The following is a 14,406-nucleotide window of genomic DNA, read 5'->3' on the forward strand; positions in this document are numbered from 1 at the left end:
GCACTGACATTCCACCGCCGATTTTCCGGGCCGTGCGGACAGTTTCCGTGCCGTGCGGACAACTGGTCCTCAGGACTCGCCGTCGGGGATCCAGCCGCCGTCCCGGTGCACGAGATTCTGTGCGAGCGGCAGCTGATGAGACGGGCTCTCGAGAATGTGCATGAGGTATCCCGCCGTGTTGACGAAGACGGCGATGTCGCCCCGTGCCACGCCCTGGGGGAAGGCCAGGCGCCGACGGAGGATCAGTTCCTCCTCGATGCAATACGCGCCGACCAGGAACGCATCGCCCGGCGCCGAGGGGGTGCCGGCCCGGGAAGGGCGCAGCCAGCGCGGATCGATCAGGACGTCGGCCGACGTCGAGCGCATCTGCGTCCGGTTCATTTGCAGACCGACGAGCGGCACGCCGTCGCTGGTGGTCTTACGGAAGGCGACTTCGGCGAGGGTCACGCCGCAGCCGTCCAGGACGGAGCGGCCCGGCTCACAGCGCAGCTGCAGACCCCGTGAGGTCAGGAGTTCCGCGGCGGTGGTCCCGTTGACGGGTGTGCTCAGGAGGGCGGTCAGCCAGGCTCCGCGGGTCTCCCGCTGCCAGTACGGATAGAGGGCGGGGGACGGCCGGTCCAGGGCCGGGTCGGTGAGCCCGAGCCGGTCGCCGCGCCAGGTCAGCGTCCCGTCGGTGTCGGCGGCCAGCGCCTGCCAGAATGCCCGCCACGATTCTTCGTCCTCGAGGTAGCTCATGGGGATCCCGCCGCCCATGTCGATGTACCCGACGGGGTGTCCCGTGGCCCGGAGCCGATCGACGAACGAACAGGCCTCCGCCAGCGCCAGGACGCGGTGCTGCCGGTCATAGCCGTTCAGGTGGAAGTGCACGCCTTCGACCTCCAGCAGCTCGCCGCGGCCCCTCAGGAACGCCATCCACGAGTCTGCAGTGAGACCGAAGCGCGTCGGCGGAACGCCGGGATGCGTCACCGCCAGGCGGAGTGCGACGTGGGCCTGGATGCCCTCCTCCGCCGCGATGGCTTCGACGTCGGTCGTCTCATCCGCGTTGTCGAGGCTGACGGTCACGCCGGAGGTGATGGCCAGGGTCAGGAGCGCCTTGTCCTTCACCGCGGCGGTGACGATGATCCGTCCGGCCTCGACACCCCGGTCCAGGCACTGCTTCAGCTCGGCGTAGGAGGCGACGTCGAGACCCGCGCCCACGTCGACGGCGGCGGGGATGAGGGAGAGCGCCTTATTGGCCTTCCGCGCGACGAAGACGCCGACATCGACGCCGAGGTCCGCGCCGGCGCGGGTCAATTCGCCGATGTTGCGGCCGAGCGGGCCGAAATCGAGCAGGTTCAGTGCCGAGCCGTGGGCGGCCAGAAGGTCGGCGCACTGGTCCGGATCGGCGAGCAGCTGCTCCATCCAGGGTTCTGTCCGGCCCGTCAGTGGCGGGAGGCCATGGCACAGGGTGGTCATCGTGAGTTCCGTTCGTGATCGGGGAAGGGGAGTGCGGCGATGGGGGATTGGGCTCCGGCGACCCATTCCGCCACCGCCCGGGACCAGCGTTCGCCGTCCTGGTGGAGCGTCCTGTTGAGAGTGTCGTGGCCGATCACCGGGTCCTCCGTCGGCCTGCCGAGTGCCGCGAGACCGGCGGACGGCTGTCCGGACGGCGTCAGGCAGACCCCGTCGGGACGGGTGAACACGCCTCGTTCGCCGACGCGGACCATCACGTGGCCGCGGGCCAGCAGGGACGCCCAGAGATCGTCGTGTGCCGCATCGTGGGCCGCATCGTGTGCCGGAGCGTAGTCCAGGGCGTTCGCGGGCCGTGTCAGGACGCCGGGGCCGGCCGTCACCGCGCGGATGGCGGTGCCCGGCGTGGCGGATGCGTGTGACGTTCCGGTCGCGCCGCCCGCGCTGACCGTCAGGAGTCCCGCCCGGTGCAGGGCCTGCAGTTTCGACACGGTGGCCGGGGGAGGGCCGAACGCCCACTTCTCGAGCCGCGCGGCACGGCGGCGCCAGCGTTCCCAGAGTGCTGGATCCCGGGTGCCGCGCTCCAAAGACCGCACGACATCCCGGTACCCGGCCGACCAGGCGCGGCCCCACCACCAGGCCGGGTCGCCGTCGAGGATTCCGTGGGCTCGTGCCAGACCCACTGCCCACTGTTCCGCTGCAGGAAGATCGTTCTGCGTCCCGTAGTCCAGGTGATACAGCAGCCCGGGCGCGTCGAGGTCGACCCCCTCGGTCCTCGCCGCTGCGCTCGCGGCGTCGGCGAACGTCCTCCACCACGCGTCATCGGGCTCGCCACCTGTCGGGACGGCGGACGTCACGGTCCGGACGGCGTCGACGATGCGGCGCTGGTCGGTGGCCGGCTTGGGCAGCATCATCTCCCCGGAACGGGAGGTCAGCGTGATCAGGCGGGGCTCCGCGCCGGACGCGGCGTACTCCGGTTCCCCCGCCTCCGTGCGGCGCCATTCGCCTCCCCGGCCTTCCGTCACGTCCAGGACGACGTCGATCCCTGTCAGGGCGGCGCCGGTGACGGTCAGCGGGCCGGCCCTGTTGGCGCCGTCACCTGAGGTGATGAGCCGGTGATCCGCTCCGCCGGCATCGGCATGCCCGGTGCAGAGCGCGACGATTGGTGACCGCCAGGAGACCGGCCCGTCCGCCGTGTCCACGGAGGCGCGCCAGGAGTCACCGTCCCGTTCCACCTCCGTCACGCGCCCCGCGCAATGCCGGAGCTCGAGCCGGGGCGAGGAGGCGAGCCGTTCGGCGGCCCATTCGAGGTAGCGGCCCACCTGGGCGCGGGGTGGAAACGTTTCACCGGCCGTTGCGAGAAAGACCCGCAGCTCCCACTCGCGGTACGACTCCGGAACGGAAGGGCAACGGAGGTCCACGATCCCGGCGTCGACGTTCATCCTCAGATGTCCGGGCTGTTCCGGGTCCCAGACGGCGCCGGGACCCGGTTGGGCCGGATCGCACAGGGTGATCCGGAGCGGGGGCCGGTCGGGACCGATCCCGGCCAGATGTGTGTCCAGTTCAGCCAGCGCCATCAGGGCCTTGGGGCCCGCGCCGACGAACAGGACGTCGCACCAGGCCGCGCCGGTGTCGGTGGTGGGCACGGCCGACGGGAGGAATGCCGTCATCGGGGACTGAACGGGTTCGCCCGCTCCAGCGCGGCCTCAACCGCTGCGACATCGCCCAGATTTCCCGTCACCCATTCGTCGTCGTACACCGTCGGGAGGTAGGGGAGCCCGCCGTCGTGGACCAGCATGCCCACCGTGGTTCCCGCGTCCAGCGACTCCAGATCCTGTCCGATGGCGGCGACGATCGCGCCCGTCGAGGCGCCGGACAGAATGCCCTCGCGGCGGGCGAGCAGGCGGCAGCCCTTCACCATGTCCAGCTCGGCGATCCGGCGCACCGCCTCCGGGCGCGCCTGCCGGGACAGGTCCGTCACGAATCCCGCGCCCAGGCCGGGCAGACGGCGCTCGCCGCGCTCGCCGTCGAACAGGACCGACCCCGCGGCGTCGACCGCGACCAGGACCGTCGGCCACCCCGCCCGCTCGATGGCGCGCTGGCAGCCGAGCAGGGTGCCGGTGGTGCTCACGGCCACGTACAGCCGGTCCGGGGGCGCGCCGAGTGCGGCGACGAACTCGGGCATGGTGGTGAGAGCGTGGGCGCGGGCGTTGTCGGTGTTGCCGTACTGATTGGTCGTCACCGCGCCGGGGATCTCCTCCAGCAGTTCCGCGACTTTCAGGACCCGAGCGCGGAGGCGGTTGCCGTCCTCGGGGGTCGGCACCCGCACCACGCGCGCGCCGTACGCCTTCATGGCCTGCAGCGCCGCGACGTTGGCGAATTCATCGACGACGGCGACCATCTGGACGCCGAGCAGCGCGCACTGGCGGGCGAGGGCGCTGCCGAGGTTCCCTGAGGTGGATTCGACCACCGTGCCGCCCGGCGTGAGATCGCCCCGTTCTATCAGCCCGGCCAGCAGGGACGCCGCGGTGCGTTCCTTGGTGCTCCCGGAGACCTGCAGGAGATCCAGTTTCGCGACGACTTGCACGGTGGAGCGCTCGCCGAAGAGCCGGTCCAGGGACGTGAGGGGCGACGGGACGAACGCGTCGTGCATGCGGACTGCGGCCGGCCCGTGGTCTGAGGTGTGGACGGGTCCGGGGTTCTCGTCATCGAACGGTGCGCGAACGTTTGCTCCCCATGCAGGCGCCGCGAATTCCGGCTCTTCCTGCTGCGAGGCCGTGTATCCGTGTAGTCCGATGTGACTGTTCATCAAACCCTCTCCGGCTCCTGATCGAGAAGCCTGGCTGTGATCGGGAAAGCCTGGTCATTCGACCCTATCGTGCCGTTCAGCGCAGGATAACCCCCCTTGTGGCGGTGCCGCGGGCGGGCGGGTGGAAAGAAGTCCGGAGAGGAAAGGGAAGAGGAATTGGACGGGCGTTATGTTCGGAACGGCAGGAGTCTCGTGCCCGGGAATTCCTCACGCCATCAGGGGGCGTGCCGGGGGTCGGCGTCGTCCTGGGCGTCGTCTTGGGCGATGAGGTCCAGCAGGCCCGGGAAACGCTCCTCGATGTCCTCGCGCCGAAGAGTCACCCCTCGCATGTTCCCGCGGTCGACCTGGCGCACGAGACCCGCCTCGCGGAGCACCCGGAAATGATGGGTCCGGGTCGACTTCGTGACGGGCAGGCCGAAGCTGGTGCACGTCCGTTCGATTCCCGGTTCGCTGTGCAGGAGATCGTGGATCACTCGCCGCCGCAGTGGGTCACTCAGCGCGCTGAGGACGTGGCCCAGCTCGATCTCCGCCGTGTCAGGGTGGCCTTCCGCGTCCGCCATCTCGTCGCCTCCTCAAGGTTCTACTTGCATCATACCTTTGGTGATGGGCATCATAGGTTCGTAATAGCTCGTACCTTCGTTCAAAGGCGTACCTCTATGACCGTGCGTGAAGAGCAGCCACCCAGGACGACCGCGCCGCACCGGGCGGTGCTCCCCGTGATCCTGCTGGCTCAATTCGTCATTCCGCTGTCCATCGCCGGCACCGCGGTGGGCCTGCCCTCGATCTCGGTCGAGCTCGGCGCGGAACCGGCGCTCCTGCAGGGCATCGTGAACGGATTCAACATCGCGTTCGCCGTGTGTACGCTGCTCTGGGGAGCGGTTGCGGACCGCATCGGGTCCGGTCGGGCCTTCTCCCTCGGCGTGCTCGCGGTGGTCCTGGGCTCGATCCTGAGCGCGGCGAGCCCATCCCTCCTGGTGCTTGACGTCGCCCGCATCCTCGCCGGGGTGGGCTCGGCCGCTGTCATCACCGGCGCGACCGCGACGATCCACTCGGCTTTCCAAGGGCCTGCGCGGGGGCGAGCCTTCGCGGCCTTCGGCATGGTGAACGGCCTGGGGCTGGCGGCGGGCCCGAGCCTTTCCGGGGTGCTGATCGGCCTGCTGGGCTGGCGTGCCGTGTTCGTCGTCCACGCCGTCGTGCTCGTCGCGGCCCTGGCCGGCAGTCGCGTGCTGCGGCGCCTGCCCAGGACCGCACCGGTCTCCGGCGGCCCGCTGTTCGACGTCGGGGTGCTCCGCAACCCCGGCTTCCTCGCGATGGTGCTGATCCCGGTGGCGGGCGCGGTCGGCTTCGTGACGTTCCTGACCTACCTGCCCGCGGCGCTGCAAGCGATCCACGGGTTCACGGCCGGTGGCGCGGGATCCCTGATGCTCGTGATGACCCTTCCGGTGCTTCTCGCTCCGCCTCTCGTGCACCGGGTGATGGCTCGGCATCCACGGGTCGACGCGGGGGCGGTCAGCCTGGTGGCACTGGCGAGCCTCCTGCTCGCCGCCGTGGGGTTCGCCGCGCTGCGACCTGATGTCCCGGTGTGGTGGGCCGTGCTGCCCATGATCCTGGCGGGCGCCGGTTTCGGATTGCCGCTCGGGGTCGTCGACGGAAAAGCCTTGAGCTTCGTGCCGGCCGAACGGAGCGGGACCGCGGCCGGGCTTCTGAACTTCTTCCGGATCGGGAGCGAGGCCCTCTTCGTCGCGCTGTACGCGGTGGTTCTCACGGCGGCGGTCCGGGCGCAGCCGGGGACGGCCGGCGTCGCGGAGCAGATCGCGGCGGGACAACCGGGCCATGGTGACGTGTACGCGGCGGCGCTCGCCCCGGTGCTGTGGGGGATCGGAGTGGTGGTGGTTCTGCTCGGGGTGAGCTTCGTGGCCCTCTACCGGCGGGCGGTCGGACGGCGGTAGCCGCCGGATCAGGCGTCCCCGCCCGTCATAAGGTGAGGCTGATCCATTCCTCGCAGGGGCGGGCGCTCGCCGTCACCCTCGCCGCTGCTGCGCGATCCAGGTGTGTTCGGCAATGGCGCCGCTCACCTCGTCACGGAGCTGTGTTCCTTCGGATTGCCGGTAGAGATCGCGCGCGAAGTACGGCGACTCCTGCTGGTAGGGAGCGCTGTTGTGAATGGCCGCAGCGAACCGGGACAGGAAGGTGTGCCCGCTGCGCTCGTACAGCCGGACCTCTGATGGGTTGAGGCGGATGAGGGCCGAGCTGTCGATGAGTCCGCTGTAGCTGTACCGGGCGTCGAGGTAGAGATCTTCACCTTTTCTCACCAGGAACCAGCTCCCGGCGGCATGAGCCACATAACGCATGCCCCGTTCTTCGGCGGCCAGCCGTTCGGGGTCGCCCCACTGTTCGACAGGAGGGACCGAACTCATGGGCCGGCGTCGTGCCTGGTCGAAACTGCAGTACTGGAACTCAGGCCCGCCGTCGCGGAGGAGCGTGAAGCACACCGTGCGGGCGCACCGCAGACACCGCAGCTGGCTTTCCGCGCGCTCCATGAGACCGGAGGCGTGCAGCGGCAGGAGATCGTCCAGCCGTACCCAGTGGGCGTCCTCCTTCAGGGAACCCGCGGCGGCCGCGGCGGACAGAGCCTTGACGGTCGCATCGATGTCAACGGCACCCTCTGACGTCCGCCGCAACAAATCGGAGCACCCGGGGCAGTCGTCGTCCTCGGGCGAGGGGACCAGGCCCGGCTGGTGCGCGGTGAGCGTGAGACGGAGCAGATTGCCCGGCATCTTCCAGCCGTCCGGGGCGAACGTCGCTGTGACGAACCCGCGGTCGAGCGCGAAGTACGGCGTCCGGATTCCCGCGAAGCTCGACATCTTGCCGAGCGCGGCTTCGAGGTCGTCCAGGGTCGCCCGGTTTCCCGTCCCGATCCACTCGTTCAGTCGGACGTGCCGGTCGCCCTGCGCCACGTGCAGCACGACGGCGGCCACCGTGCCGTCGTGCAGGATGATCTCGCCACCGGAGCGGAACCGCAGCCGACGGACCTGCCGTGCCGGCTCACCGACACTGCGCTCGTGCGTGGAAGACGGCACCGTCCCGAACTCCCGGAGGAGCTCCTGAACCCGGGGATCGTTCTCCTCGGCCCTCAGCACTCTGAGCACTTCGGGCAGGCGGTTGCGGGCGCGTGCGGTCTTCATCCGGCCATTCTCGCCGAACCACACAGCCGAAGTCACGGTCCTCACCGGTACTGCGTCTGCTCCACCCTCCGGTAACCCCACACGGCGGCGAGTCCGCAGAGCAGGAGATAGCCCGCGAGAATGAACAGGGCCAACCCGTTGGCTTCACCGTGAGGAGCGGAGTTGATCAGGTCCGCCCAGGCTCCTGTGGGGCTGAAGGTGTGCAGGGGCTGCAAAGCGCCCAGGTCCCAGGTGCCGAAAAGTCCTCCGATGAACGCCAACGGGAAGTAGATGAGGTTCGCGATCGGCACGGCGCCTCTAGAGGGCAGCCAGTACCCGAGTGCGAGTCCGAGGGCGCCGTGGACCAGGCCTCCCGCGACGAGGGCGCACAGCCCGAGCAGGAACCTCCCGGGCGCCACGGAGAAGACCGCGCCATTGATCACGCCCAGCACCAGGAGCGGCACGGAGAAGAGGACCGAGAAGAACAATCCGGCGATCAGCTGCGAGGCCACGCGCACCCTGGAGGGCACGGGAAGGCTCAAGAGGTACAGGTTCCAGGGGTCGTTCCGGGTGGACGCGATGCCCACGCCGAACTGGAACATCATCGTTCCCAGCATCGCGAAGGCGAGGTAACTGAAGAGGATCTGGCCCGGCGGCAGATCCGCCCGCACTCCGATCATGAGGTAGAACGCCGCGGGCAGGGCGATGAGCGGCAGGAAGAACGAGGGCAGCCGCAGGAGCTCCAGGATCTGAACGCGGACGTACTCGGCGACGAATCTCATGCCTTCTCCTCACTCAGGATCATGCTGACGGCATCCTCGAGGGAGGACTGCTGGACGTTCAGTTTCGGATCATCCAGGACATCGAGGAGAACCCTGCTGGCAGCGTCAGGATCGTCGGTCACCAACTGGTACCGGTCCGCGCCCAGAGGCTCCACGACGCCGAGCCCGAGGACCGCCGGCGGCACGGGACGTGCGGTGGAGAAACTGAGCCGATGCAGCCCCAGGCGCTGTCTCACCGACGCGATGTCCTCGCTCAGAATGTTCCTGCCGTCCTTCACGAGGGTGACGGTGTCGGCAGTCGCTTCGATCTCCCCGTAGTCGTGAGACGCCATGATGATGCAGCGGCCGAGGTCCCTCTGCTCAAGGATGATGTTCCGCACCTGCGCTCGGCCTTCGATGTCGAGCCCCGCGAGCGGCTCGTCCATGATGATCACCGGGGCGTTGCAGATGACGGCGCCGGCGATGCCGAGACGCCGGAGCTGCCCGCCGGAGAGGCCGCCGCACTGTTGGTCCAGGATCCCCTCGAGTGAGAGCGCGTTCTGGACCGCGGCGAAGTCCAGAGGATGCGGGTAGTGCACGGAGATGAACCGGAGCACTTCGCGGACCTTGAGAGTGGGCGGGAACATCACGGCCTGAGGCACGCAGCTCAGGTTCCGGGCCTGAGGACCGCCGCGGACCACCCGCTGCCCGAGCACCGTCGCGGTGCCGGAGGTGGGCTGCCGGGTTCCGGTCAGGATGTTCAGGGCCGTCGACTTCCCGGCGCCATTGGAGCCCAGGAGGCAGTGAATGCCTGGCCCCAGATCGAGGGAGAAGCCCGACAAGGCCGTCTTTCCCCGGTAGTTCTTGACCACGTTCTCCCACGACACGATCGCCGTCATGCCAGGCCCCCCGATTCCTCGATGACCTGTCCGAAGGCAACACTGTAGATGACGGACTGCTCCACCCCGTCGAGGCAGAGCAGTTCGTCGACCTTCTGATCGAGGAATCCGCCGACCGCGCACGACCCGATCCCCGCCTCTTCGGCGCACAGCATCATCGCCTGCGCCAGATGGCCGGCCTCGAGGAGCGTGAACCGGTAGGCGCGCTGCCCGTACTTGATCCGCTGGCGGAGGAAGCTCCCGACGAAGAACACATGGAAGGCCGAGTCCTCGGCGAGGTTCTGGAACACCAGACAGTCGCGCAGGAATTCCCGGGGATCCACTGGAACCGGCAGCCGGTGGAGCACGGCTTCGTGCGGATCCAGCGCATAGATCCCGGGCGTGATGCCGTCCACCGCGGTGACGGCCAGATAAATGTCGATCGGGCACAGGCCGCCGGCCGAGGGAGCACCGCGTCCGTGTTCGGCCGTGATGCAGGCCGTTTCCCGGAGGATGCCGCTCAGGATCCCGAAGCTCACGGGCGCCGGGGCGAACCCGGCTGCCGAGTGTCGATGCCGGAGTGCCGCGGCGACCGGGGAAGCCGGCCCGGCGGCGTCGAGCGCCCGGCGTTCGGACGACAGGTACGGCGGATGGGGGCGGCCCAGCATTCTCAGCGCCTCGGGATCGGTGCTGAGCTCGGTGGAGTAGGTCCCGGTGGCGGAGCCGCTCGTCCAGAGGCTGAGCTTCGAGGCTACGTGGAAGGTCTCCGCCGGGTCGTCGTAGGCCGGAGTGGCGAGGGCCCATTGCTGATGCATGATGTTTCTCCCGGGAAATCAGGGGAACGGATGAGGGATGGTGTGGACCGCGCCAGGATGCTGCCGGAGGTGCGGTTCGTCGACGTCGAGCGTGGCGGCCTGCGGGCTGAGCGCGCGGATCACGTGCCAGCCCTGCGCCGCCACATCGGGTGACCTGACATCCGCGAGATACACCTGCCAGTCGGCGTCCTCCAGCGCGAGTAGCGTGCCGGGCAGGGAGAGCGCGTCATCACCGACGAACTCCGACTCGGTCACCTCCGGTCCGGAGTCCAGGAACTCATTCAGACCGCGGCTGGCAGGTCTCGCGTGGAAGGCGATGTGGTCCTGCAGCGACTCGACGTCGGAGGCGACCGGAGGATCCAGGGACGCCGCCGACATCGCCTCGGAGAGACCCCAGTTGTACGTGTGCAGTGATTCGACGAACGCCGCGGTCATCGCCGCCCTGACGTCCGCCTTGGCCGAGCACCCCACAGCAAGCCCCACGCGATCCGAACGGGCGCAGGAGAGGATCACCGGCAGACCGGCAGCTCCTTCCAGCCGCACCAGGGTGACGGTCACGCCCTGGAGCTGCAACTGCCGGCAGACGCCCCGCAATGCCGCGGGGAAGTGGCTGGGAATGGTTTCCGGGATCCGCAGCGTGGCGCCGGAATGCCGGCCATACCAGGCGCGCATGAACCCGTCCCGCTCGATCAGCTCGGACACCGCGGCCCGGGCGGCCATCGCGAAGCTCCGCCCGGCCCCGAGGCCGTTGGAGGTGATGGAACACCACCGGGTCCGGTCTCCCGGATTCAGATGCACCAGATCCGCCGGCACGGCCCGGACCGAACGGTCGACCGCCCGGTGCACCCTGATATAGGGCAGGTCCTCCACCAGGCTCGGATGGGTGTAGGTGAACCCGGGGCGGGAGTACTGCTCCTCGGTGAATGGCATGAAGTCGGTGGCCGGGATGATTTCGCTCCCGAGGGGCTCGTCGAAGTGCTCAGGCAGGTAACCGGCGGAGTACCGTTCGATGAACTCGCCCCCGGCCGAGCCGTACAGTTGATCCGCGCCGATCCCGAACCCGCAGGACGCCTGTTCGGGGAGGCAGGCCTGAAGGAACGTGGGCAGTTCGGGGGAGCGGTCGATGAGCGCGGGGAGGCTCAGGGCTCCTGGTCCCACTCTCAGCGTCTTGATGCCGGGGATGAGGCCGAGGTCCGGGCCGGCTAGCCCTGTCCGGAGGAGGCTGGGGCGAGCCAGGGATAGCTGGTTGACGATCTCCCGGTCTGTGAACACGAGGGGCACCGCGGCACACTCCAAACTCTTGAGTTGTAGCTGGTCAGGGTTCCTGGGTTGATGACGCTGCAGGAGCCGATGAGGTCATGGGCGTCGCGGTAGAAGGCCGCGACGGCGAGCCGTGCCGCGAGGTGGACCCCGAGCGCGAAATCGTGGGGCGGGAAGTCACCCGACGGGACCGTCCGATGGAATCGCAGATATTCATCCGGCCAGTCGGTGGTGGCGGCGCGCCGGATCACGAGGCACTCGAAGCACGCGCTGGTGCCCGGCAGGACGGCGGGTCCCACGACGAGCTTGCCGCCGTCGAAGGGGACGACCGGCACATGGCACTGGCCCTGTTCCCAGGCGTCCCGGCAGACGTCGATCGCCTCCTGAACGGAGGGACGGATGATCAAGGTGGGGATCCCGGCCCGCTCGGAGTCACGGTCCTCGACGTCGATCGCGGTGAACGTGCTCAGGACCCGTCGGGCGTGAGCCTCCCAGTGCTCAGGGACGTCCAGGCGGAGTGCGGGCCTGTCGGTCCGCGGATCGAAGACCGGGAGGCCGGCCAGCCGGTCCAGCGTGCCTCGGTGCGCCGCCACCACGCCGGCGGCGCGCAGCGAGCCCAGAAGGCGTTCCTGGCCACCAAGGCCAGGAACGCCTTCCGCCACCTCGTCGAGTGTGCGGGGCGTGCCGAGGAACCGGAACAGCTCCCGCGCCAATTCTTGGTGCTCACGGAAGCGGACGATCGAACTTCCGCAGACCAGGACGAAGGAGTCCTCGAAATCAGCCTGCCGGACGCCTTCGGCCACGACGTAAGTGGTGCTCACGGTGATTCAGCCTCCGGACCTACGGCGCCTTCGGCGACGTGGGACGCGCGGACGAGCAGGACGAGGAGAGGGTGACGGTGTCACCGTTCATCTTCGCCGGGGTCACGAGTGCCCCGCCCGCTTCGAAATCGAGTTCCTTCAGCGCCATCGGCATCACGAGACCCGGCTCGGTCTCCACCACGGGGGCGATCGTCAGTGCAGTGCTCACTTGCTCTCCTTTGGACAAAGCGAATATTTATGGAATAACACCCGATATTCAAAGGTGCTGAAATGAGCCTAGAAGCGAGCTCGGTCGCACGTCAAGGGCATATAAATATTCTGTGGAAGAAGTTTTGGAACCCGTTTTCCGAGGGTATTTCAGGGAAATCGGCGCATGAAAAAGAGGGCCTATTCGCGGGCCGGGCGCGACATTCTTCGATCCGATGGAATCGCGACGGGAGGTCAGAGTTCTCCCGGGAAAATGGATGTGCTCTCACCAGTATCACTACTCGATGGCCAAATGTCCAACAGTTCGACCGGCAGTGCCTGACGAGCGGCCCGCGTTGCGTAGGCCCCGGCCGGTCGTGGCGCCGGTTCGGGCCCCGATAGCATGAGCAGCATGAGTGCCGCCCCCGTCGTCCTGTGCTTCCTCCTGCGCCCCTCGGGCTCCTCCGGGCCGGAAGGGGATCCCGCCCTGTGGGATGTTCTGCTCGGGCTCAAGAAGCGCGGCTTCGGTCAGGGCAAGGTCGTCGCCATCGGTGGTCACGTCGAGGCAGGGGAGACGCCCGAGGAGGCTCTGCAGCGCGAAGTCTGGGAAGAAGTGGACGTCGTGGTGCCCCAAGAATCGCTGGCAAAGCTCGGGGTGGTCCGGTTCGTTTTTCCGGCTCAGCCGCGCTGGGACATGAACTCCGTCGTGTACGCCGCGGACCGCTGGGAGGGGGATGTCTCGCCGAGCGAGGAGATCTCCCCGGAGTGGCACGGCCTGGACAGTCTGCCGTTCCGGCGCATGTGGCCCGACGCCGGGCACTGGCTGGAGGAGGCCTTGACCCGCGCGGCGCAGGCGGTGTCCGGCGGCTCGCCCGAGCCCTTCGATGTCACGGTCACCCTGGCCGAGGACAACCACGCCGTCGCGGGCGTCGAGTGGACGCTCGGCGGACCGCGCGCCGAGCCGCATCCCGCGGCCTGAACAGCCAGCACGACGACGGCGCGCGGCCACCGGAGAGGTGACCGCGCGCCGTCGTCGTGGTGTGCTGGGCGTCGTGGCGTCCTGGGCGTCAGCCCAGGTGTCGCTCCTCCACGCCGTTGTAGGCGCTCAGCGGGCGGATCAGGGAGTTCGCGCCCGCCTGTTCCATGACGTGCGCCGTCCAGCCGACGATCCGGCTGGCGACGAACAGCGGTGTGAACGTCGGGGTGTCGAAGCCCATCAGGTGGTACGTGGGGCCGGCCGGGTAGTCGAGGTTCGGCTTGATGCCCTTCGCCTCGTCCATGGCCTGTTCCAGCCCGTTGTAGAGGCCGAGGAGCTCGGGACGGCCATAGTGCTCGATCATGGCGTCCAGCGCGGCCTTCATCGTGGGCACGCGGGAGTCACCGTGCTTGTAGACGCGGTGGCCGAAGCCCATGACCTTCTTCTTCGCCGCGAGCGCCTCCTCCATCCAGGACTTCGCCCGGGCGGCGGCGTCCTCGGCGGATTCGGAGGGGTCGATCCCCAGCTCTTCGAAGGTGTGCATGACGGCTTCGTTCGCCCCGCCGTGCAGCGGGCCTTTGAGGGCGCCGATGGCCCCCGTGACGGCCGAGTGCAGGTCCGCGAGCGTCGAGGTGATGACCCGCGCGGTGAACGTGGAGGCGTTGAATGAGTGCTCCGCGTACAGGATCATCGACACGTTGAACGCGTCCACCACGGCGGGGGCCGCCTCCTCGCCGAACGACATCCAGAGGAAGTTCGCGGAGTAGCCCAGATCGTCACGGGGTTCCACGGCGTCCTGGCCGTGCCGGCGTCGCTGGTCGTACGCGACCACGGCGGGCATGGCGGCCCACAGATCGATCGCCTTCGACAGGTTCGCTTCGGGGCTGGAATCCTCCGCCTGCGGATGCCGGGCGCCCAGCACGGAGGCCGCCGTGCGGCAGACATCCATGGGGTGGGAACTCAGCGGGAGTGCGTCGATCACCGTCTTCAGCACGGGGTCCAGACCACGCCCGGCGCGTTCCCGTGCCTGGAAGGCATCGAGTTCCTCCGGGGACGGCAACTCCCCGTTCCAGAGCAGGTAGGCGACCTCCTCGAAACTCTTGGCCGCGGCGAGCTCCTGCACCGGGTACCCCCGGTAGAGCAGGGAATTGCTGTCCGGATTGACCTTGGAGATGGCGGTGTAGTCCACCACCACGCCGGCCAGGCCCTTCTTGATCTCGGTCTCTTGGGGTGTGGTGCTCATGGTGACTCCTTCGTCGAATGAAGCCTTCGGTGTGATTCTGGGAC

General features: G+C 68.7%; 14 protein-coding genes. 2 read left to right on the forward strand and 12 right to left on the reverse strand.

Annotated features, from left to right (window positions below):
- Nucleotides 1-69: 69 nt before the first annotated feature.
- From QFZ52_RS05110 to QFZ52_RS05125, 4 genes are all read right to left on the reverse strand, one after another.
- The gene (locus QFZ52_RS05110) at nucleotides 70-1,401 is read right to left on the reverse strand and encodes a Y4yA family PLP-dependent enzyme (protein ID WP_307496541.1); all 1,332 of its coding nucleotides are present in this window, start codon (nucleotides 1,399-1,401) and stop codon (nucleotides 70-72) included.
- Between the two features lie 50 nt (nucleotides 1,402-1,451).
- Nucleotides 1,452-3,119 (reverse strand): FAD/NAD(P)-binding protein, encoded by a 1,668-nt coding sequence (locus QFZ52_RS05115; RefSeq protein ID WP_307496542.1) that lies wholly within the window; start codon nucleotides 3,117-3,119, stop codon nucleotides 1,452-1,454.
- A complete protein-coding gene (locus QFZ52_RS05120; RefSeq protein WP_307496543.1) occupies nucleotides 3,116-4,258 on the reverse strand; it encodes a pyridoxal-phosphate dependent enzyme in 1,143 nt (380 codons plus the stop codon). The genes QFZ52_RS05115 and QFZ52_RS05120 overlap by 4 nt, the downstream gene beginning before the upstream one ends.
- Before the next feature lie 215 nt (nucleotides 4,259-4,473).
- Nucleotides 4,474-4,818 carry an ArsR/SmtB family transcription factor gene (locus tag QFZ52_RS05125; protein ID WP_307496544.1) on the reverse strand — a complete coding sequence of 115 codons (345 nt, stop codon included), beginning with the start codon at nucleotides 4,816-4,818 and terminating at the stop codon, nucleotides 4,474-4,476.
- Nucleotides 4,819-4,914: 96 nt separating this feature from the next.
- Between QFZ52_RS05125 and QFZ52_RS05130 the strand changes: the two genes are divergently transcribed.
- The gene (locus tag QFZ52_RS05130) at nucleotides 4,915-6,207 is read left to right on the forward strand and encodes an MFS transporter (RefSeq protein ID WP_307496545.1); all 1,293 of its coding nucleotides are present in this window, start codon (nucleotides 4,915-4,917) and stop codon (nucleotides 6,205-6,207) included.
- A 72-nt stretch (nucleotides 6,208-6,279) separates the two neighbouring features.
- On the opposite strand, the gene QFZ52_RS05135 is transcribed toward QFZ52_RS05130, so the two are convergent.
- Genes QFZ52_RS05135 through QFZ52_RS05165 form a run of 7 tightly spaced genes read right to left on the reverse strand, consistent with a single transcriptional unit; the run spans nucleotide 6,280 to nucleotide 12,165 of the window.
- Complete coding sequence (locus tag QFZ52_RS05135; RefSeq protein WP_307496547.1) at nucleotides 6,280-7,443, reverse strand: hypothetical protein; 1,164 nt, start codon at nucleotides 7,441-7,443, stop codon at nucleotides 6,280-6,282.
- A 41-nt stretch (nucleotides 7,444-7,484) separates the two neighbouring features.
- The gene (locus QFZ52_RS05140) at nucleotides 7,485-8,204 is read right to left on the reverse strand and encodes an ABC transporter permease (protein ID WP_307496549.1); all 720 of its coding nucleotides are present in this window, start codon (nucleotides 8,202-8,204) and stop codon (nucleotides 7,485-7,487) included.
- Nucleotides 8,201-9,082 (reverse strand): ABC transporter ATP-binding protein, encoded by an 882-nt coding sequence (locus QFZ52_RS05145; RefSeq protein WP_307496550.1) that lies wholly within the window; start codon nucleotides 9,080-9,082, stop codon nucleotides 8,201-8,203. Before QFZ52_RS05145 ends, QFZ52_RS05140 begins: the two co-directional genes overlap by 4 nt.
- Nucleotides 9,079-9,876 carry a SagB family peptide dehydrogenase gene (locus QFZ52_RS05150; RefSeq protein ID WP_307496552.1) on the reverse strand — a complete coding sequence of 266 codons (798 nt, stop codon included), beginning with the start codon at nucleotides 9,874-9,876 and terminating at the stop codon, nucleotides 9,079-9,081. Before QFZ52_RS05150 ends, QFZ52_RS05145 begins: the two co-directional genes overlap by 4 nt.
- 18 nt (nucleotides 9,877-9,894) lie before the next feature.
- Nucleotides 9,895-11,034: a YcaO-like family protein gene (locus QFZ52_RS05155; RefSeq protein ID WP_307496554.1), complete on the reverse strand. Its 1,140-nt coding sequence runs from the start codon at nucleotides 11,032-11,034 to the stop codon at nucleotides 9,895-9,897.
- 44 nt (nucleotides 11,035-11,078) lie between these two features.
- The gene (locus tag QFZ52_RS05160) at nucleotides 11,079-11,957 is read right to left on the reverse strand and encodes a TOMM precursor leader peptide-binding protein (protein WP_307496555.1); all 879 of its coding nucleotides are present in this window, start codon (nucleotides 11,955-11,957) and stop codon (nucleotides 11,079-11,081) included.
- Between the two features lie 19 nt (nucleotides 11,958-11,976).
- Nucleotides 11,977-12,165, reverse strand: coding sequence for a hypothetical protein (locus QFZ52_RS05165; RefSeq protein ID WP_278268755.1), 189 nt, complete (start codon nucleotides 12,163-12,165; stop codon nucleotides 11,977-11,979).
- 390 nt (nucleotides 12,166-12,555) lie between these two features.
- Between QFZ52_RS05165 and QFZ52_RS05170 the strand changes: the two genes are divergently transcribed.
- Nucleotides 12,556-13,122, forward strand: a complete 567-nt coding sequence (locus QFZ52_RS05170) for an 8-oxo-dGTP diphosphatase (protein WP_307496556.1) — start codon at nucleotides 12,556-12,558, stop codon at nucleotides 13,120-13,122.
- Nucleotides 13,123-13,210: 88 nt separating this feature from the next.
- Here QFZ52_RS05170 and QFZ52_RS05175 read toward each other — a convergent pair whose 3' ends face one another.
- Entirely contained in the window at nucleotides 13,211-14,362 is a 1,152-nt protein-coding gene (locus QFZ52_RS05175) for a bifunctional 2-methylcitrate synthase/citrate synthase (RefSeq protein WP_307496557.1), read from the reverse strand.
- Nucleotides 14,363-14,406: the final 44 nt, after the last annotated feature.

The sequence above is a fragment of the Arthrobacter woluwensis genome (genome assembly GCF_030816155.1).
Taxonomy (GTDB): Bacteria; Actinomycetota; Actinomycetes; order Actinomycetales; family Micrococcaceae; genus Arthrobacter_E; species Arthrobacter_E woluwensis_A.